Source organism: Candidatus Atribacteria bacterium (assembly GCA_011056645.1).
Classification (GTDB): domain Bacteria; phylum Atribacterota; class Phoenicimicrobiia; order Phoenicimicrobiales; family Phoenicimicrobiaceae; genus Sediminicultor; species Sediminicultor quartus.
This window is the reverse complement of record DSEL01000121.1, coordinates 1-19,877: the sequence shown is the minus strand read 5'-3', so window position 1 is coordinate 19,877 and position 19,877 is coordinate 1. Positions and strand designations below refer to the sequence as shown.

Sequence of the window (19,877 nt, the reverse complement as noted above, 5' to 3'; positions counted from 1 at the left end):
ATTAACTTTGTAATATAATTATTTTTCCATTAAATACGATCGGAGCATATTCAGAAGACGGCGGCAGGCTCTGATGCGAATTAATTGGCGGTTTCCGAATAGCTGGTGTTTTTGGGTAATCGTCTTTTTCCCGTCAGCTAAAGCCATATAGACCAATCCAACTTTCTTCTTATTGGTAGCTCCTCCCGGACCGGCAATGCCGCTAATACTGATTCCTATATCACTATAGCAGTATAACCTTGCACCTTCAGCCATGAATCGGGCAACTTGTGGGCTAACCTCACCGTGTTTTTTGATGACTTCCGGGGGTACTTTTAAAAGTTCTTCTTTTATTTTAGCCTGATAACTTATCACTCCGCCCTGAAAATATTCAGAACTTCCCGGGATTCGGGTAATCATCTCTCCCAACATTCCTCCGGTGCAGGATTCAGCTACTGCTAATTTTAATTGCTTGGTTTTTAGTAAATTTCCCACTACTTCTTCAATGGTCTCTTCATTGCTCCCATAAATATAATGACCCAATAATTTGCTTAACTGATCGACCGAAGATTGTAATCGTTTTTCTACTTCTTCTTCAGTGGGAGCCTGGGTAGTTACCTGCACCTGAATATCTTCCGGATGAGCATAGATGCCAAATGAATAATCAGTTTGCCTGTTGATATAATCGCGAATAAGTTCGTTAACTGAGGCCTCTCCAAGACCGGTAGTCTTTAAAGTTTTTGACCTTTTAATCATAGAAGGAGGATATTTTTCATTTAGGTAGGGGATTAGATTTTCTTCTATCAGGTTTTTCATTTCATGAGGAACACCGGGAAACGAACAGATAATTTTGTTGTCTTTTTCTAAAATCATAGCTGGTGCAGTGCCATATTGATTGATAATAATTTTGGCTCCTTCCGGAAGATAGACTTGCTTAAGATTACTCGGAGCAATTGTTCTATTGATTTTTTTGAAAAATATTTTTAAATGTTCTTCGGCTTCCGGATATTTTATTAGTGTGAGGTGCAAGGTTTTAGCGATAACCTGATAGGTAATGTCATCTTCCGTAGGTCCCAGTCCACCGGTGGTAATGATTAGGTCAGAACGTTGAAGGGCGATTTTTAAAACGGATAGTAAAGATTCGGGATTATCACTGACCGCTGAAATATATTCTAAATCAATACCGGATTCAACTAATTTTTTGGCAATAAAATTGGCATTAGTATCGGTGATCTGTCCTCTTAGTATTTCACTGCCAATACTGATAATTTCTGCTTTCATTTAGAAGGGCATTCCTTTCTTTGATCTATGTTTTATTTTACCACATTATAATATATATTTAGGGTAAATGACATCATTTTAAAAATAGTTAAAAAATAGTTGAATAATAAATTTCTGTGTATTATAATTACCATTGATTTCAAAATAAAATTAAATAAATAAGATATTAGAATAGACCTAAAGAGGGAAGAAGGCAAAAGACTATGGAAATAATAATGGACACACTTAATAGAGTGATGGATTCGAATATTTATATAGGGGCAGCAATTATCTTTTTTTCGAGAGTTATAGATGTAGCTATGGGTACTTTTAGAGTTCAACTAATAGTAAGAAGGAAAAAGCTTATTGCTGGCGTGATCGGTTTTTTCGAAGTTTTAATTTTTATTCTGATCGTAAGCAAAGTAATACAGGATATTGGGAATTGGCTGAATGTGGTTGCCTATTGTGGAGGTTTTGCCACCGGAAACGTAGTTGGCATATATATTTCTGAAAAGATCTCTAAAGAGATAGTTTCTGTCGGCATTATTTCCAAAAGCAAATGGCAGGAGATCGAAACAAGGCTCCGCGACGAGGGGTTTGGAGTTACCCGAAATGTAGGATATGGTAAAGATGGGGAAGTTCAGGTGCTGAGAGTAATATGTGAAAGAAATTATTTTCCCAAGGTAAGTGATATCTCTTTAGAATATGATCGAAAAGCCTTTATTACTTCCTATCTTATTGCTGGTAAATCTGGCGGGCGTATGTATGGATTAAAGAGTAAGCTTTAATGATTGTTCCAAAGAGCTTTTAAATGTCTGGGTTTATCGATATCCAGAGCGATTTCGGGCGGAGAGAGAATAGCCTTCCCTTTATATCCCCCCAATAGTTCAGGGACTTTCTTTTCCAGATCCCGTATAGATAAATATTTTCTTAAGTATTTCGCGGTTATTCGAGCCCCTAATATCCGGGCTATTTTTAAAGGATGTTTTCTGAAATAGATAAAGTCGTTGATTGCCTCTGCATAATTGATAATAATACGAGGATTGATTAAAAGAATATTACCTCCGGTAAAAGCCCCTTCAACAAGCGTAGCATAAACTCTTTTTAAATCTGAAGAGGGGTAGGATTGTTGATAAACTTCTTTATCGATTATTGGATAATAAATATCAAAACCAGGATAGTTGTAACATTCTTTTATAAAATAGTCGATGTGTTTTTCGGTGATTAAAGGCGCATCACAAGTTGATATTAAAATTAAAGGGCTATCTTTAAGTGGTAAAATTCCTGACTTCAAGCTATTGGGAATGGTTTGACCTTCGGGAATAGTGAGAAAGACCAGATCTTTTACTAATTTTTGTACTTCTTCAGATCCTGTTACGACGATTTTATCAGTGTATTTTGATTTTTTTAGAGCTTCTATGATATATAGAATCATTGGTTTACTATGAGGACCTATTTCAATTAATGCCTTATTTTCTTTTCCGGTAAATTTTTTTAGGCTTATCTTGCTTTTCCCACCTGCCAGTAGTAAGACATTTATTTTTTTTAACATAATTCTCCTCAAGTTGATAACTAAATATTGACCAATTTGCCAATTCCCCAGTTAGATTTAATACTGTTAGTTGTTGGTGAGTAGTCGTTAGTTTTTGGTTATTGGTTTTTTTTAGGAGTCGAATTTATTAGACCCGAAACGGGTTTGATTAATCAATCCCTTACTTTCTGAACGTTATCCGCAAATACAATTCCGACTCCTAATTTCTTAATTTTGACTTCTAGTTTCTTCCTCTTTGTTTTTATTTTACGGTTTTTATTATATACTAAATATAGTAACAAAACAAAAAAGGAGAAAATGTATGATGGAAAACATTTTAAAATATGCTATCTTTTTGACTAATTGGGGTTGGGCAGGATTTGCATTTGACCGAAAAGGTTTGCGAATCTTTGTATTACCGGAAGAGAAGAAAGAAAACGTTCTTACCGGAATAAGAAATGAGTTAAAAAGTAATAATCTTATCGAAGATAATAAAGAGTGGGAAGGTTTAATCGAAAAGGTTAAAGAGTATTATGCCGGTAAGATAGTTGATTTTTCGGATTGCCAGTTGAGCTTGGATCGTTATACTAATTTTCAGAAGAAAATTTTACAGACAGTTAAGAAAATTCCTTATGGCAAGATTAGATCTTACAAGGAGGCAGCAGAGGCAGCTGGTTATCCTCGGGCATATCGGGCGGTGGGAAATACTATGAGAAATAATCCTTTACCCTTGATCATTCCCTGTCATCGAGTTATTAAAAGTGATGGCAGCTTAGGAGGATTCTCTGGTAAAGAAAGAGTTGCCTTGAAAAAGAAGATGATAAATTTAGAATCTAAGGGAAAATAAGGGATGCTTAAATTAAAGCCATTTCTGCATCTTCATCCTTTTTATTGGCATAATAAGTAGCTAGTTTGGCTTGAATTTTAGAGATGATCTCTTCCAGAAGATAGGTAGGGGCTAAATCATGTCTGACCACACTTTCATAAAAAATAAGTTTTATCAATTCGCCATGTGTTAACCCTACTTTACTTGCCATAAAGGTTAAAGAACCAGTTTGAGATAGAGCAGGAGTACCATTCACATCTATAACGTAGATATTTCCCGATCCATCTTCTATAAAATCAATTCTAATCCCATCGCTGGCTCCCACGGCGTCAAAGGTATTAATAGCAATCTGGGCAAGTTTTTTGAATCTTTCGTCATCTCGGTAGATTATTTCAAATTTTTCCCTCATTTTATATTCTTTCTTTTTAGTAGAGGTATATCTGATACCATGATCTTTGGGGAAACCGATGATAGGTAATATATATTTTTTCACCCTACTGCCCAGGACACCGACAGTATATTCTCTTCCGGGTAGATATTTTTCGATGATTAATTTTTCAGGACCTAATTCTTTTTTTAAGACTATAAACCGGTTTTTTAGTTCTTGTAAATTGTGCACTACAGATTTAGGAGTGATACCAATACTATCTCCTCCTCCCACTGGTTTTATCATCAGAGGAAATCCTATTTTCTCTATTTGGGAGAGTAATTTTATTTTTCTAAATCTAAAATGGGTATCAAATATAAAATGATCTGGAACTAAAATATCTTCTTCTCTTAGTTTGATATAAGTAAGGTCTTTATTGCGGCAGTTTTCCATACTTACAATATCAGAGAAAGCGCAAGGTATACGGTATTTATTTAACTGTTTATGGACCATAGCCGCACCATGGCCGCTATAAAAGGTATGAGGGAAACCTTTATATCCTTCTGCCAGGATAAAAGCCAGGTCAATAAGTTTTTGCTTACCAATAAACTCATCTAATTGTTCCGGTGAAAAAAGATCCAAAGATAAAATATTATTATTAGTCTCAATCAAAGCTTTGCGTATAGCATCCACATCTTCTATAAGAATACACTCTCTAAGGAGTCCTCTGCGTTCTCTTTTACTTACCTGGTTATAGACAAATAAAATATTTTTTATCATATTTTTTTATCCTTTTTTACTTTATTATAACATACCAGGTTAATTTTTAAAAAAACATAGGGTCAGACTAAATTCTTTAAGTAGGGTTTTAGTAAATACTTGGTCAGCGATAGAAAGGAAACAGTGCAAAGGATAACCAGTATAGTGGAATAAGACCAGCCCTGAACCACTATCCCCAGGGCAGTACCGGCAGCAGGAGGATGTTCGGTATTTGTAATACTCATAATAAAAATAGACAACCCCACAGAAAGGGAGGGAATGAAGATTCTAAATACGTCATGAGTTAGAAAAAGGCTTTCTATGTTTTGAGCCAAAGAAGCGAAATAAAAACAAAAAATTCCCACAATGATACAAATGGTATGCCCTCCTATTACCTTTCTGGGTTGAGCAGTAGCGTATTTAGGCATAGCGAAGATAATAAAAGTAGTTGCTCCTAAAGATGCAATGATAGCAGTATGGGTAAATACATTTTCAAAATATAGGATAATAGTCAAGGTAATCGTAGCCAGAATACTTTGGAATATATAATTGGAAAAATATTTCTCCAGTTTTCTATCGAATATTTGCATATTTTTAATGATTTTCTTTGCTGGCTAATTCAGTAATTTTTTTAGTCTCACCTATTACAATTAGATAATCCCCACTTTTTATTAGATCTTTTGCTTGAGGAGAGAGGTTAAATTTATTATCTCTTTTAATAGCTAAAACATTTATTCTGTATTTGTTGCGTAGATCAAGTTCGCTTAAAGTTTTATTCAGAAATTTAGGCAGAGCTTCAATTTCAATAATACTATAATCGGGTTCTAAATCTATATAATCTTTAATATTGGGGGTAATTAAATTTCGAGCGATCCTTATTCCCATATCTCTTTCGGGAAATACTATTTTATCTACTCCTATCTTTTCTAAAACTTTTGCATGAAGCTTATTTTGGGCTTTGGCAATTATATATTTTATTCCCATTTCTTTTAATATGATGGTAGTCAATATACTTGATTCTAAATTTGAACCAATCCCTACAATTGCTGCATCAAAATTTTTTGCTCCCAGTTCGGATAAGGTCCTTTCATCGGAAATATCAGCTTGAACAACTTCGGTGATTTTGTTTTTTAAGTCGTTTACTTTTTCAGGATCAGTATCTACACCAAGGACTTCATAACCTAATTCAACCAAGGTAGTGGCTACTGCAGATCCAAATCTTCCTAAACCAAGAACTAAAAATTGTTTCACGAGAAACACCTCCTCTTTTTTTAGTCGATAGTGAATAGTCGTTAGTTAAAATCCTTTGTGAATACTTTTTAGCTATATAATTTAATAATTCCACAGTTTTTGCTTTTATTTACTATTAACCATATACTGTTCATTAAATATTAACGAATTATACTATACGCCAAACGCTACCTGCTATCTATTATAATATATGCTGAAGACTATTCACTAACGACTAAATTGACCGATTGGTCAATTTACTTTTATCCTACCATAATTTTCTCTTCAGGGTATTTAATTATTTCTGGCTCTCTTTTTTGAACTAATGATAAAGCCAAACCCAAAGGTCCAATTCTTCCGGTAAACATCGTGATAATAATCATAATCTTACCCGCAACACTTAAAGACGAAGTGATACCTGCTGATAATCCTACTGTGCCAAAAGCAGAAACTACTTCGAATAATATTTTAATAAAATCTTTTCCCTCGACATAGGATAAAAGCATGGCTACAGCTATAACCAAAGTTAAGGAAAGCATGGCAACAGTTAATGCTTTCGGAATTACATCTGAAGAGATGCTCCTTTTAAAAATATTTATACCCTTTTTTCCGGTGAGGGAAGACCAAGAATAGAGCACCAACAAACCAAAGGTAGTGGTTTTAATTCCTCCGCCAGTAGAACTGGGAGAGGCACCAATAAACATTAAGATGATGATGAAGAAAAGAGTAGCATTTTGCATACTTCCGATATGGAGGGTATTAAGACCGGCAGTACGAGCAGTAACCGATTGAAAAATTGAGCCGAATATCTTCTCGTGAAAATTCAAACCTCTTAGAGTGGAAGGATTATTAAATTCCATTAGGAATATAATGACAGAGCCGATTAGAATTAATATTATACTGATTCTTAAAGCTAATTTGGAGTGCAAAGAAAGAGCGCCATTTTTACCGTATTGAAAAAGTTCTAATAAAACTAAAAATCCAATTCCTCCTAAAAAAATTAAAGTTATGAAAGTTAAATTAATGATTAAATCTCCTTCATAACGCATTATACTGTCTGAGAAGAGAGAAAAACCAGCATTACAAAAAGCAGAGATAGAATGAAAGATACCCAGATATAATGCCTGCAAGGGGGGATAATATCTTTGCCAACGAAAGAAGAGGATAATTGCACCTGTCGCTTCGATAACTACAGTAAATATTAAAATATATTTGGCTAACCGTACTAAACCACCGATAGAAAATTGATTTAGGGATTCTTGTATTAACAGTCTGTGCCTTAAAGAGATTCTTTTCCCTACCAAAAAAGCGAACATGGTAGACATTGTCATTATCCCTAATCCCCCACACTGAAGAAGTATGAGAATAATTAGTTGCCCAAAAGTAGAAAAATCCTTTGGGGTATCCAGCACGATTAATCCGGTAACACAGGTAGCAGAAGTGGCTGTGAAAAGAGAATCAATAAAACCAATGCTCTTTCCCTTACTTGAAGCAGAAGGAAGGTTAAGAAGTAAAGCGCCTATAATAATTACTATTAGAAAGCCTAACAATAACACCTGGGGTGGTGAAAGTTTTTTTTCTTTTATTACATTAACAAGTGATATGATTATTATATCTCCTTTCGTGCTGACGAGGTTAGCTGACGGATTCGAGCTGAAAGGATTGCCCTACTCATTACTTAATTAATAAATAATGAGATTCACCCCAAAATCTTGGTTCCCCCGTTCCCTTATTTAAGGGATTTAACGATTAAAGTACAATAGTCCTTTTTTGCTTATTTTACTTTCGAATTTTATACTCTTTTTCCCTGTTTGTCAAACTACTGTTGTGCGTTGTCCAGGACATTGTATCCACTCTAACTACCAATATCTACTAACACCTTATCTAATATTATTGGTATCTCAAACTGGATATTGCTGTCCACATCTGGTAACTGTTTTTTTAAATGTTGCCAAGGGATCTGGAATTAAAGATAAAAAAATATATTCTTTTTTTTATCTGGCTACTTCACCAAAGTTTATATTAATGTTACTTTTACTATAGAAGAGATAAATTCAATCTTGTTTATATTTAAATACTCCATGTCTTTCAAGAAGTTACGGGGAGTTACAAAAAATTATGGCTAAATTTGGTGAATATGGGGAATAATACAAACAGAAAGAATAGATGTAAATAAACTAATTATTTTACAAAGGTGAAAAAGGCAAATTATCTGAAAGGGTAAGGCGCAAAGTTATGGGTCTAAGGTATTTTATACTATGACCGCCAGACTGCCAGCTTTTTTTATTTTGGGAAATTTATTTTTCCCATTAAATTTAATAAATCCAAAAATTCCCCCTATTTTATTATCGTTATGTTAATTTTAGTATTTGGAATAATTAGTTTAGCTCAAGGATTGCCTTCTTTAACTGAGAATAATCCTGTCCCTACCATTACTCCTATCAATCCCAATATTGTTATCCCTCCTCTTCTTGAAGCCTCTTCTAAGGCAATAAATACTTTTTCTTGTACCGATCCTACCTGCAATTTTAGTTTTAATTTTCCCGATAATTGGAAGGAATATGAGGAAGTAAAGGAAACTCTTAAAGCAGAGCTTGATTTTTGGGAAGGGGAATATTTATTAGCTTCTTTTTTTGTATATGTGAAGGATACAGATTTATCTTTATCTCAATATGCCATAGAAGAAGAATGGATGATGATTCCTCAAAATATGCCGGATTATAAAAAAATAAGTGAAGAAGCAATAAATGTGGGAAAACTACCAGCCATACAAAGACTATATACTTACACCTTTATTGCTAATAATAACACGAAGATCGCCCTGAAGGCTATCGATACTTACTCCTGCTTCACCGACACCGATTCCAACTTCACCAGTATGCCCTACTCTCACACCAGTAACACCGACGGTACCAATACCTACTCCGGTAACACCCATTACTCCGACACCAGTAACACCAGCAGTCCCAACAGTTCCAATTGTCCCTCCGGTAACTGCGGAAATGAATATATATACAGACCCCCAAGGTCGCTTTAGCATTCCCATTCCTATCGGTACTATTACAGCTCAAACCACTGAGATAGGGGTAGTCTTAAACACGCCTGATGGAACCGGAATTATGGCAATGTATACCATGGGAGAACAATATGTCCAGGGCATGGTTGCCCGAATTAAACCCGATCATCAGTTACACGGTCAAAGTCAGCTTCAAACGGGAAACATATAAGCCTTAGTTGAACTTTATTCTAAGATAAACCCTCAGGATACTGTAAATTATGCTACCGTGGTAGTTACCTATTCCGGTACACCTTTTATGATAATTATCACCGTTACTTTAGATAAATATAATCAAGCTCAGACCTGGATATTAGAGATGATAAAAGGAGCATTTATAAGATAAAAAATGCCATAGAGACAGAAAAGGGGACTACTTTTTTAGAGGCTTATGACACAGTGTACCCCCTATGTCTTATAACTCAAAAAAGTAGTCTGTCCTCTTTTTTCTTGACAGAAAACGTAGTTTGGAGTATAAATAAGTATAGGAAAAAAGTTGACAAAAATAGTATGAAAAGGAAGGAAAAAACGAGATGCCAAACTATGATTTTAAATGTCAGGATTGTCAAGAAACCTTTGAGGTTAGAGCTACTATTAAAGAGATGGAAGAAGGTAAGATAACCTGTATAAAATGTAATAGCAAAAATATTAGAAGGATTTTTAACGGTTGTGGATTCTGTACCGGAAAGACTTCATCCTCTATAAATTCAAGCTCAAATTCTTGTAGCTCGTGTTCATCTGGTTCTTGTTCGACCTGCGGATAAAATATAGAAAATTTAGAAAAAAGGTAATGGTTTTTGCATAGATAAGCCTTACCTTTTTTCTTTTTTTTAAAAAAATTAATATTTTTTTTGAATAATTTGCAGGAATTTAAGGGTGGTATGGAGAATAGTAAACATGGAGGTATATATTATTTAGTATATCGTATATCGCGAAGAGAATAATAAAGAGTAATAAGTCTCAGTTTGAGAGTTGGGAATTTTCTTCTTTTTGCGGAGATTGAGTTAAGCTTTAGGTAATACGATATACCTAATACCTAATACAAAAAAGGAGGTAAATAAATGGTGATGATAAAGAAAAGAAATATTTTCAGGATGAAAATATGGTTGTTGGCGCTGATATTTTTCATGATTTTCTCGGGGGCGAATATGGCGCAGGAGGAAATCAAAGACTCGGAATATCTACAAAAGATTACCCTTTGTAAAGATATTCTGGATAAAAATCCTGTACGAGGGGCTAATTTTTTCTTTCCTCAGGATGAAAAAGTAGTTACCTGGCTTAGGTTTTCTTATGATTCTACAGAGAATTTTCTGATTAAATGGGAATGGATAAATCCTCAAGGAGAATTGTATCATCAGGGGAAAATGGAAATGGAAGCCGGTAGTTATACTAATTATCGCACCTGGTACTGGATAAAGATTAAGGGTAATTATGCCTCTCAGTTGTCCGGAGAGTGGAAGGTAAGAGTGTCTATTAATGATATTTTTTTAGCAGAAAGGAATTTTTTTGTTGTAAGTTCTAACTCTCAATGAGAAAAAATAATCATTTGTTATTAATTAATCCCTGGATTTATGATTTCACCGCCTATGATTTCTGGTCTAAACCTTTGGGATTATTATATATTGCCAGTATCTTAAGAGAAAAAGGTTATCAAATTAGTTATATAGATTGTCTAGACCGTTATAATCCGGAGGTTCTTAAACTACAGAAAAAAGACTTTCCCAAGAAAGATGAATTTGGCCGGGGCTCCTTTTACAAAGAATCAATCAAAAAGCCGATCATTTTAAAAGAGATACCTCACCGGTATAACCGCTATGGGGTTACCGAAGAAATTTTTCTCAATCAATTAAAGATATTGCCGTCACCGCAGGCAGTTCTGATTACTTCAATTATGACCTATTGGTACCCGGGGGCGTTCAAAGTAATAGAATTAATTAAAAAAGTTTTTCCCGGTATTCCCATTATTTTAGGAGGGATCTATGTTACTTTGTGTTTTGAGCATGCTTCTAAATTTTCCGGGGCAGATTATCTAATAAAGGGGAATAACCCAACAGATTTAATCAATATATTAAAGCGATATACCGGGAAGAAAAATAATGATATAAAATATAAGAAAGGATTGGATTACCTGCCTTATCCGGCTTGGAACCTCTACTCTAATCTTGATTATATCTGTATCTTATCCTCCCGAGGCTGCCCTTACCGCTGTAGTTATTGCGCTTCCTTTAAAATTAATCCGAAATTAGAATTTAGAAATCCTCAAGGAGTAGTTAAAGAGATAGAATATTGGCATGGAGGAAGGAAGATAAAGGATTTTGTCTTTTATGATGACGCTCTATTGATAAATTCAGAGGATAATTTTCTGATTATTTTAGAGGAATTAATCCACAGGAAATTAGCGATTAGATTACATACTCCAAATGGTATCCATGCTCGAATGATTAACGAAAAAATAGCCTATAAAATGTACCAGGCGGGGGTAGAGACTATTAGATTGGGTTTTGAGACAGTAAATCCTCGCTTCCAGTCAGAAACGGGCGGTAAGGTAACCAATTTAGAATTTAAAAAGGCAGTGAATGTTCTGTTAAAAGCAGGATTCAAAACTTCCCAAATTGGTGCTTATCTTCTCATCGGATTACCTGGGCAGAATTTAAAGGAAATTGTTGATTCTATCCATTTTGTAATAGATTGTGGGGCTCATCCACGTTTAGCCAAGTTTTCTGCTATCCCGGGAACCAAAATCTGGAAAGAAACCAAATCCTATTTTAATTTAAAAAGAGAGATTGACCCTTTGTTTCATAATGATGCACTTTTACCTTATTTATCACCGGATATTACTAATAAAGTCTACCAACATATGAAATCCGAAGCAAAAATATAAAATAATATAAACCAAATGTGTTATAATTAAAAAAGAGTTACGATAGATCTTCGAATATAATAATTGGAGGTGATCAAGAAAATAGGTTATCCCCAAATTGTATAGTAAATAAGAGCAAGAGACATAAGTGAATAAAAATAGCATACATAGATTAAAAGATGCGGATAGGTTATAGAGCATTCAATATTATAAGGAGGCGAAAGGAATGGAACTATTAAAAGTCTCATCAAAGTCAAATCCTAAAGCTGTAGCTGGTGCCTTATCAGGAGTAATCAGGGAAGAAGGAAAAGCAGAATTACAAGCCATAGGAGCGGGAGCAGTAAATCAAGCAGTTAAGGCAATTGCTATTGCTCGAGGTTTTACCGCAGCCAGCGGCGTTAATTTAATTTGTATACCTGCTTTTGTAGATGTGGAAATTGAAGGAGAAGAAAGAACTGCTATTAAATTTTTAGTGGTGCCCGGATAAAAAAATGCATTATCAATAAACCCCATTGGGATAGTGAAAAGAATGTTTTAAAGTAACTGAAAATGGGGATTAGCTTAGAAATTAACTTATAGCCAAAGTGATTTTACCGGAAAGAAAATTAAAAAAATATTAGAATAAAGGGGGAATCTAAATTATTATGGATAAAAAAAAGGAAAAAAAAGATAAAACAGAGGGTGTAATTACCAAGGAAACCGAAAAAAAAGTTGAGGAAATAAAAAAAGAAGAAAAAAAAGAAGAAATAATTAAAGGCAAAGAAATATTGGGAGAAGTTAACATTGTACCAGAAGTCATTGCAACCATTATCAGCAGAACGGTAATCGCAATACCCGGAGTAGCTGGATTAGCTACCCGTGCCAAAGGAGGAATAGGAACTTTATTGGGGACTAAAGAATTAGAAAAAGGAATTAATGTGGACCTGAGAGAAAATAAAGAAGTTTCTACCACTATATCGGTTATTTTAGAGTATGGTTCTATAATAATTGATGTAGCTAAAGAGATTCAGAAGAAGGTAAAAGAAGAATTAGAAACTAAAACCGGACTGAAAGTAAGTGGAATAAATGTAAACATTCAGGGTGTACATATAGAAGAAAAGAAATAGTCATAGTTTAAAATAATAGGCCTATCAGGTGTTAATAAATTACCTGAATAGGCCTATTTACGTTTAACTTGTTAATATAATTAAAAATATTTTCTTATTTTGCCTTCTCTTTTAATTCCTTACCTGCTTTAAAGAATGGTACATTTATAGCCTTTACTTTGATTTTTTCACCGGTACGTGGATTTCTTGCCATTCTCGCGGCTCTTTTTCTAATACCAAAAGTTCCGAATCCTACTAATCTAACTGCATCACCCTTGGCTAAGCAACCACTAATAGTTTCTAACACACATTCGACAGCTTTTTTGGCTTCCCGTTTGGTAACGCCGATTTCAGTTGCAACATTGTCAATTAATTCGCCCTTGTTCACTATTTACACCTCCTTTCGTTTTGGAAAATATTCAAAAAATACATAAAATACAAGCATTTCCAAGAACTTTATGATTACTACTTATATATAATACGACAAGCCTTTTGAAAATCCTTCTTTTTTTGGAAATTATTTTAATTTTTTTTAAGAAAAATAAGTGTTTCGGAGATTTTTTAACCAAATAAATCCATTTTATCATTTGGAAGATAAAATTATTATCTACAAAATTAGGAATACAAGGAGTAATTATAAGAGAAATTAATGTTTACTACAAGGCTCTTAAATTTTACTGTATTTTTTCTGAGATGTATTATGCTCCCATATCCCGATTTATTTACTTTTTGCCCCCTAATTATGTTATAATAAACAAAAAGAAAATAGATATTTAGGTATAGAAAAATGTTATTTATATAAAATCCGCAATAGGAAATTAGAAAAAAAGGAGGATTTTAAAATGTTAAGAAGTGTATTGTTTCAGAACAGGCGAAAAATATTCACCTATATTTTTATTACTTTAATGGTACTGCTTTGTTTTAATATTTACGAAATTAATTTTGCTCAAAGCCCTAGTCCAGAGGAAGTCGAAAAGATGAAAAGTATTCAAATTATCAATCCTCATTCCCCATTTTCTCTTAAACTATGGTTAGATAATCAACGAGGAGCTACCTATACACCCGGGGAGAAAATTAGAATTTCCTTCCAGGCTTCCCAGGATTCCTTTGTAACGCTTTATAACTATGATACCGTAGGAAGAGTGAAGATTATATTCCCCAACCAGTATACACCACATAATTCTGTAAGAGCAGGACAGACTTATTCCATTGAGGGAGTGATTGATCCCAATTCCAGGGTAGGGACTGAATATGTTCAGGGATTCGCCACCTCCAGACAGATACTTATTACCGATAGACAACAAGATTTAATTTCTAAAGAGTTTATGCCCGAAGTAAGCCCAGATTTTCAAAAACATACTCAAAACATTAAAAGTATAATAGTATCCATGCCTTCTACGGCCTGGGCTTCAAGTAACCTATTGAGTTATCAGGTAATACCAATAACTCCTCCTCCGCCGCCTCCACCACCTCCGGTTAATTATGGCAGGATTTTAGTCACTTCCCAACCTCAAGGAGCCAAGGTATATTTGGATAATACTTATAGAGGAACAACTCCTTTAAATTTAGACCGAATTATCTCTGGCCAGCATCATATTAAATTAGTATTAGCAGGTTATGAGGATTGGAGTAATTATATCTCAGTTTCACCGTCTCGAACCAGTACAGTTTCTACCAGTTTAATTCCTTTAGCTGTATATGGTTCGATTTCCATTTACTGTAACCAGGGTAGTGCCAAGATCTATTTAGATGGAAATTACCAAAAAACTACTTCTGCCAACAAGTCGGTAAAATTGAAGGATATCGAACAGGGTTATCATGAATTGATGATTACCAAAAATGGTTATCAGCAATGGGTGAATACTATCTTAGTGAAAACTAACCAAACTTACATGATCTCTGCTTACTTGGTTCCTGAAATAAAATATGAAGGCTCAATTGCTGTATACTGTAATGTTAGTGGGGCAAAGATATTTTTAAATGGAACCTATAAGACCGCAAGTCTTTCTTCTCAAGCAAAAATGTTAGAGGAAATTAAAGAAGGACAATATGAAATTACTCTAATTAAGGACGGATATAGGACCTGGGTACAAGATATTTGGGTTTATGCCAATGAGACGAATTCTCTCTATGTTGAAATGGAGAAGATAGAATATTAAATATTATTAGCTAAATAGTTTATTGTTCTTTTCCAAATCAAATACTCATTCAGATTTAAGGTTAAAAAACAGGTTAGAAATTTCTCTAACCTGTTTTTAATAACAAGTCTATTTAAATTTATTGCAAGGAGGATTAGGCAAAATATGGAGAAGATTGAAGTAGTCATTATCGGAGGAGGACTTGGCGGATATGTAGCTGCTATAAAGGCTGCCCAGTTGGGCTTAAAAGCAGTGCTGGTGGAAAAAGATAAGTTGGGAGGAGTCTGTTTAAATTGGGGTTGTATTCCCACTAAAGCCTTGGTAAGTACTGCCGAGCTATTAAATAATCTACAAAGAGCTGAGGAATTTGGAATTCAGATTAAAGATTATTCTTTTGATCTTTCTGCTATAATGAAGCGGAAAGAAATAATTACCCGGAGATTATCTTCAGGCGTAGAACAGCTGATGAAAGCCAATCAAGTAAGAGTAATAAAAGGGGAAGGACAGATTATTGAACCAGGGATAGTGGAAGTTACCGATATTGCAGGGGAAAAAGAGATCGTTAAGGCTAAAAATATTGTCATTGCTACCGGTTCAAAGGTAATGAAACTTCCTCTTTCTGGTATAGATAATGAAGGAGTAATAACCAGCAATGAAGCTTTATCTTTGAGTGAATTGCCCTCCAGAATGTTAATTATCGGAGGAGGAGTAGTGGGTATAGAATTCGCCGGTATTTTTAAGGCTTTAGGGGTGGAAGTCACCGTAGTAGAAATGCTACCCAGGATTTTACTGCCCATTGATGAGGAGATAGCCGTTAGACTGACTCAAATACTAAAAAGAAAAGGGATTAAAATACTAACCGATTGTAAGGTTGGCGAGATCAAGCAGAATAATCAGAGTTTGGAAGTTTTGATTTCTACCAACAATGAAGAAGAAAAAATAGAAACCGATAAAGTGCTGTTAGCTGCCGGAAGGGTGCCAGAATTGGGAAAAATAGATGTCCAAAAATTGGGTATCGAATTAGATAAGGGAGCAATTAAAGTAGATAAAAGAATGAGAACCAATATTCCCGGTATCTATGCTGTGGGAGATGTAGTGGGTAAGATAATGTTAGCCCATGTTGCATCCCGGGAAGGAATAGTTGCAGTAGAGAATATCTCGGGTAGAGAGGTGTTAATGGATTATAAAGTAGTCCCTAATTGTGTATTTTCTATGCCGGAGGTTGCCAGTGTGGGGCTGACTGAGGAAGAAGCCGGAAAAGAAAACCATAAGATTAAAGTCTCCAAATTCCCTTTTATGGCAAACGGAAAAGCTTTGTGCATGGGAGAGAGTGAAGGAATGGTAAAAATAATTGCTGATGCAGATACTTTTGAACTCTTAGGTTTTCACATCCTGGGAGCTCATGCCAGTGATCTGATTGCCGAAGGAACGTTGGCTCTATCTATGGAAGCTACCGCTTTCGAGATTGTAAATACTATCCATGCTCATCCCACGCTGGCTGAGGCTATCGCTGAAGCAGGCGAAGGAATAACCGGAAAACCGATTCATATATTCAGAGGATAACTTATCAATATTTCAACTTTCTCATATTTTCGAACAAGGAGGGTGTTATGAGATTAAATGTAAAAGATGTAGATAAATGTATTGGTTGCCAGAGCTGTATGTTTGCTTGTGCCAGGCGGAAAGGTGAAGCAGGTTTGGCTAGGTCAAGTATAGGGATAAGATCTGCCGGAGGGATGGAAAGAGGATTTATTGTAGTGGTCTGCCGGGCTTGTTCCGACCCTCCCTGCGCCCGAGTATGTCCTGTCAATGCCTTGGTTCCCAAAGAAGGCGGAGGAGTAAAACTGGATATTAGCAAATGTATAGGATGCGGATATTGTAAAGATGCCTGTATTATAGGTGCCGTATTTTGGGATGATGAAATTAATAAACCGATGGTCTGCACCTATTGCGGTTATTGTGCGACATTCTGTCCCCATGAGGTGTTAGAACTTGAGAAGGAGGGTTCATAAAATGTTTAGAGACGATCTTCTAGCTAATGTTCTTCATGTAGACCTTTCACGGAAAAAATATTGGGTAGAAAGAAGAGAAGACATTTTTAAAAAATACCTGGGTGGGGCGGGAGTGGCTATGCAACTTCTTAAAGAGGAATGTCCCGTAGGTAGTGACCCTTTAGGCCCGGAAAATCCTATTATATTTGCGGTGGGCCCCTTAACCGGCTTATTTCCTTTATCCTCAAAGACCGTTGCAATGTTTAAATCTCCACATAACGGTAATCTGGGAGAGAGCCACTGTGGAGGAAGAAGTGCGGTAGCTCTCCGTTTAGCCGGATACGGCGCAATGGTAATAAAAGGAGCAAGTTCGACTCCTCTATATTTAGCCATTCACGGTGAAAAAATATTTTTCAGGGATGCTTCTGCCCTATGGGGGATGACTAATAATTTTACCGTAGGAAGAATTATTCAACAAAAAGAGCCGGCAACCGGATTAAGGACTATCATGCGGATAGGAGGGGCAGGGGAAAAATTAATTTCTTACGCTTGTGTTACGACTGAAACTTATCGACATTTTGGAAGATTGGGTTTGGGAGCAGTGTTTGGAAGTAAAAAATTGAAGGCTGTAGTTATCTCCGGGAAACATTCTCTGTCTACCGGAGATAAAGTTCAGTATCGGAAGATATATAACCACATCTATAATGAAGCTACTTCCTCGCCACTTATGAAGAAGTACCATGACCTGGGGACTGCTGAGAATGTTTTTCCCTTAAATGAATTGGGTGGCCTTCCTACCCGTAATCTTAAAGAAGCAAAATTTGAAGGAGTCATGAATATATCCGGAGAAAAATTGGCCAAGGAATATTTAGGCCGTCGATTAGCCTGTTCTCACTGCCCGGTAGGCTGTATACATATTGCAGCACTCAGGGAACCTTACGACGACGAATCTTATTTCTATAAAACATCCATGATTTCTTATGATTATGAACCAATTTATGCCCTGGGGTCAATGCTCGGTATATCTGATACTGAAGGACTCTTAAAACTAATTGACCAGATAGAAAGATTAGGCTTGGACTCTATGAGCACCGGAGTCATTTTAGCCTGGGCTACGGAAGCTCAGGAAAAAGGAATTATCTCTGAAAAAGAGACGCAGGATATCAAGTTTAACTGGGGAGATTATTCCTCTTATATCAAGGCAGTACATTTTATTTTCGAACAGCCAAATCAATTCTATCAAGCTATAGCACAAGGAGTAGAGTTCGCTGCTCAACAATATGGAGGAGAAGACTTTGCTCTTACCTTTGGTGGGAATGAAATGGCTGGATACCATACCGGTCCAGCCGCTCACATCGGTCTTCTGATTGGAGCAAGGCATAGTCACCTGGATAATGGCGGATACAGTATAGACCAGAAGATTTTGACCAAAGAGAAGATTAGTCCCGAAAAATTAGCCCAAGAGTTGTTGAAAGAAGAGCACTGGCGTCAAATCCTTTCCAGTCTGGTAGTTTGCTTTTTTGCCCGAGGGATTTATACGCCGGAGATTTGTTCTAACACCCTCTCTTTGGCCGGTTTTGATATTGCTAAAGAAGATCTTATGAGTATAGGAAAGAAAATTCACCAGGAAAAATATAGATTTAAGATTCAGGAAGGATTTTCGCTAGATCATTACCGTTTACCAGAACGAATCTTTGAAACCCCGTCTTTAGTCGGTAAAATTGACAAGACTTTTGTGGACAAAGTGGTGAAGTGCGTTAAGAAGGAAATTTTTAAGTGAGATAAAATAATATGCCCAAAAAATGAGAAATGCTTCCACCTAAAACAAACAGATGCCAGATGGGGTGGTGGTAAGGCAATCTTTTCCATAAATAAAATATTATGCCCAAAATATAGCAAGCGCCTCCGATAAAAAGCCAGGCAATCATTCCCCGTGGGACCATTTGCATCATTGGTTTTATGGCAATAACCACCAGTAATCCCATCACCACATAAGATAAGACCAATAAAGCTTTCAGTTTATCCAAAAGAAGTGCCGTGATAATAATTCCTCCTATTGCCATTGTCCAGGCAAGTCCAAAAAGAGTCCATCCCCAGGCTCCTCTCATCAGTGTAAGGGTAATAGGTGTGTAGGTTCCCGCAATAAGCAGATAGATTGCTGAATGATCCAGAATTCTGAAAATATTTTTTATCTTTGGGTTTATAAAACCATGGTAAAGAGTGGAAGATAGATAAAGCAAGGACAGTGTGGCTCCATATATGCTGAAACTCGCTATTCTCCAGGCGTCACCACGTCTGCTAGCCATAACGACCAAAATTACCAGAGCAGCAATACTTAAACCTGCCCCGATACCGTGAGTAATGCTGTTGGCGATTTCCTCCCCTAAACTTTGATTCTTTAAAGAATAACTTTCATTCTTTAGATTATTCATTTGTATATTTTTCATTTCGATAAACGTCCATAAATATTAAGCTAACTAATTTTTTAAGATGATTGAAAAGCTTTAATATATTTTATCATGTGTATATTTATAATGCAAAGAAGTATAAAGTGTGATAAAAAAGTTTATTTGGGTATTTTAAAAGCAAAAAATATCTGAAATAAACATTGATTATTAAAAGTTAAAAGATATTTTTTATAAAATAAAAAATATATAAAAATTTTTGACATTTCATAAGGTTATAAAATGAACGGGAGTTGGAAAAGGAAGCATTATGTTAATGTAAACTTTAATGAGATAGTTCGAAGAAAAAATATTGTATACGAGAAATTATAAAATATTTATTATTATAAAT

21 protein-coding genes and 1 riboswitch are annotated in these 19,877 nt (G+C 35.4%); of the genes, 13 read left to right on the top strand and 8 right to left on the bottom strand.

Annotated features, from left to right (window positions below):
• Window positions 1-18: 18 nt before the first annotated feature.
• The gene (locus ENO17_04930; GenBank protein HER24375.1) at window positions 19-1,260 is read right to left on the bottom strand and encodes a competence/damage-inducible protein A; all 1,242 of its coding nucleotides are present in this window, start codon (window positions 1,258-1,260) and stop codon (window positions 19-21) included.
• A 203-nt stretch (window positions 1,261-1,463) separates the two neighbouring features.
• Here ENO17_04930 and ENO17_04925 point away from each other — a divergent pair, with 203 nt between their 5' ends.
• Window positions 1,464-2,027 (top strand): hypothetical protein, encoded by a 564-nt coding sequence (locus ENO17_04925; GenBank protein ID HER24374.1) that lies wholly within the window; start codon window positions 1,464-1,466, stop codon window positions 2,025-2,027.
• Here ENO17_04925 and ENO17_04920 read toward each other — a convergent pair.
• Window positions 2,024-2,791, bottom strand: a complete 768-nt coding sequence (locus ENO17_04920) for a hypothetical protein (protein HER24373.1) — start codon at window positions 2,789-2,791, stop codon at window positions 2,024-2,026. The two genes, ENO17_04925 and ENO17_04920, sit on opposite strands and share 4 nt — an antisense overlap.
• 301 nt (window positions 2,792-3,092) lie before the next feature.
• Between ENO17_04920 and ENO17_04915 the strand changes: the two genes are divergently transcribed.
• Complete coding sequence (locus tag ENO17_04915; GenBank protein HER24372.1) at window positions 3,093-3,617, top strand: methylated-DNA--[protein]-cysteine S-methyltransferase; 525 nt, start codon at window positions 3,093-3,095, stop codon at window positions 3,615-3,617.
• Between the two features lie 7 nt (window positions 3,618-3,624).
• Here ENO17_04915 and ENO17_04910 read toward each other — a convergent pair whose 3' ends face one another.
• The 4 genes from ENO17_04910 to ENO17_04895 form a co-directional block, all read right to left on the bottom strand.
• Window positions 3,625-4,743 carry an ATP-grasp domain-containing protein gene (locus tag ENO17_04910; protein HER24371.1) on the bottom strand — a complete coding sequence of 373 codons (1,119 nt, stop codon included), beginning with the start codon at window positions 4,741-4,743 and terminating at the stop codon, window positions 3,625-3,627.
• Window positions 4,744-4,805: 62 nt separating this feature from the next.
• Window positions 4,806-5,312 carry an HPP family protein gene (locus ENO17_04905; GenBank protein ID HER24370.1) on the bottom strand — a complete coding sequence of 169 codons (507 nt, stop codon included), beginning with the start codon at window positions 5,310-5,312 and terminating at the stop codon, window positions 4,806-4,808.
• Window positions 5,313-5,316: 4 nt separating this feature from the next.
• Entirely contained in the window at window positions 5,317-5,973 is a 657-nt protein-coding gene (locus ENO17_04900) for a TrkA family potassium uptake protein (GenBank protein ID HER24369.1), read from the bottom strand.
• A gap of 242 nt (window positions 5,974-6,215) precedes the next feature.
• Entirely contained in the window at window positions 6,216-7,556 is a 1,341-nt protein-coding gene (locus tag ENO17_04895) for a hypothetical protein (GenBank protein HER24368.1), read from the bottom strand.
• 588 nt (window positions 7,557-8,144) lie between these two features.
• Window positions 8,145-8,230, top strand: a riboswitch (cyclic di-GMP riboswitch).
• A gap of 75 nt (window positions 8,231-8,305) precedes the next feature.
• On the opposite strand from ENO17_04895, the gene ENO17_04890 reads away from it, so the two are divergent.
• The 7 genes from ENO17_04890 to ENO17_04860 all read left to right on the top strand — a co-directional run bounded on the left by ENO17_04890 (window position 8,306) and on the right by ENO17_04860 (window position 12,973).
• Window positions 8,306-8,989, top strand: coding sequence for a hypothetical protein (locus tag ENO17_04890; protein ID HER24367.1), 684 nt, complete (start codon window positions 8,306-8,308; stop codon window positions 8,987-8,989).
• Complete coding sequence (locus ENO17_04885) at window positions 8,955-9,179, top strand: hypothetical protein (GenBank protein ID HER24366.1); 225 nt, start codon at window positions 8,955-8,957, stop codon at window positions 9,177-9,179. Before ENO17_04890 ends, ENO17_04885 begins: the two co-directional genes overlap by 35 nt.
• Window positions 9,180-9,540: 361 nt before the next feature.
• The gene (locus ENO17_04880) at window positions 9,541-9,771 is read left to right on the top strand and encodes a zinc ribbon domain-containing protein (GenBank protein ID HER24365.1); all 231 of its coding nucleotides are present in this window, start codon (window positions 9,541-9,543) and stop codon (window positions 9,769-9,771) included.
• Between the two features lie 297 nt (window positions 9,772-10,068).
• Complete coding sequence (locus ENO17_04875) at window positions 10,069-10,539, top strand: hypothetical protein (protein ID HER24364.1); 471 nt, start codon at window positions 10,069-10,071, stop codon at window positions 10,537-10,539.
• A complete protein-coding gene (locus ENO17_04870) occupies window positions 10,536-11,888 on the top strand; it encodes a radical SAM protein (GenBank protein ID HER24363.1) in 1,353 nt (450 codons plus the stop codon). The genes ENO17_04875 and ENO17_04870 overlap by 4 nt, the downstream gene beginning before the upstream one ends.
• Before the next feature lie 205 nt (window positions 11,889-12,093).
• The gene (locus ENO17_04865) at window positions 12,094-12,354 is read left to right on the top strand and encodes a stage V sporulation protein S (protein ID HER24362.1); all 261 of its coding nucleotides are present in this window, start codon (window positions 12,094-12,096) and stop codon (window positions 12,352-12,354) included.
• Between the two features lie 157 nt (window positions 12,355-12,511).
• Window positions 12,512-12,973 carry an Asp23/Gls24 family envelope stress response protein gene (locus tag ENO17_04860; protein ID HER24361.1) on the top strand — a complete coding sequence of 154 codons (462 nt, stop codon included), beginning with the start codon at window positions 12,512-12,514 and terminating at the stop codon, window positions 12,971-12,973.
• A gap of 94 nt (window positions 12,974-13,067) precedes the next feature.
• Here the strand turns inward: ENO17_04860 and ENO17_04855 are convergent, their stop codons facing one another.
• Window positions 13,068-13,340 carry an HU family DNA-binding protein gene (locus tag ENO17_04855; protein ID HER24360.1) on the bottom strand — a complete coding sequence of 91 codons (273 nt, stop codon included), beginning with the start codon at window positions 13,338-13,340 and terminating at the stop codon, window positions 13,068-13,070.
• A 454-nt stretch (window positions 13,341-13,794) separates the two neighbouring features.
• Between ENO17_04855 and ENO17_04850 the strand changes: the two genes are divergently transcribed.
• From ENO17_04850 to ENO17_04835, 4 genes are all read left to right on the top strand, one after another.
• The gene (locus ENO17_04850) at window positions 13,795-15,111 is read left to right on the top strand and encodes a PEGA domain-containing protein (GenBank protein ID HER24359.1); all 1,317 of its coding nucleotides are present in this window, start codon (window positions 13,795-13,797) and stop codon (window positions 15,109-15,111) included.
• A 144-nt stretch (window positions 15,112-15,255) separates the two neighbouring features.
• On the top strand, window positions 15,256-16,653 hold the full coding sequence (gene lpdA / locus ENO17_04845) for a dihydrolipoyl dehydrogenase (protein HER24358.1): 1,398 nt from the start codon (window positions 15,256-15,258) through the stop codon (window positions 16,651-16,653).
• A gap of 47 nt (window positions 16,654-16,700) precedes the next feature.
• On the top strand, window positions 16,701-17,102 hold the full coding sequence (locus ENO17_04840; protein HER24357.1) for a 4Fe-4S dicluster domain-containing protein: 402 nt from the start codon (window positions 16,701-16,703) through the stop codon (window positions 17,100-17,102).
• Between the two features lies 1 nt (window position 17,103).
• Complete coding sequence (locus ENO17_04835) at window positions 17,104-18,861, top strand: aldehyde:ferredoxin oxidoreductase (protein HER24356.1); 1,758 nt, start codon at window positions 17,104-17,106, stop codon at window positions 18,859-18,861.
• On the opposite strand, the gene ENO17_04830 is transcribed toward ENO17_04835, so the two are convergent.
• Complete coding sequence (locus ENO17_04830) at window positions 18,854-19,528, bottom strand: hemolysin III family protein (GenBank protein ID HER24355.1); 675 nt, start codon at window positions 19,526-19,528, stop codon at window positions 18,854-18,856. The two genes, ENO17_04835 and ENO17_04830, sit on opposite strands and share 8 nt — an antisense overlap.
• Window positions 19,529-19,877: the final 349 nt, after the last annotated feature.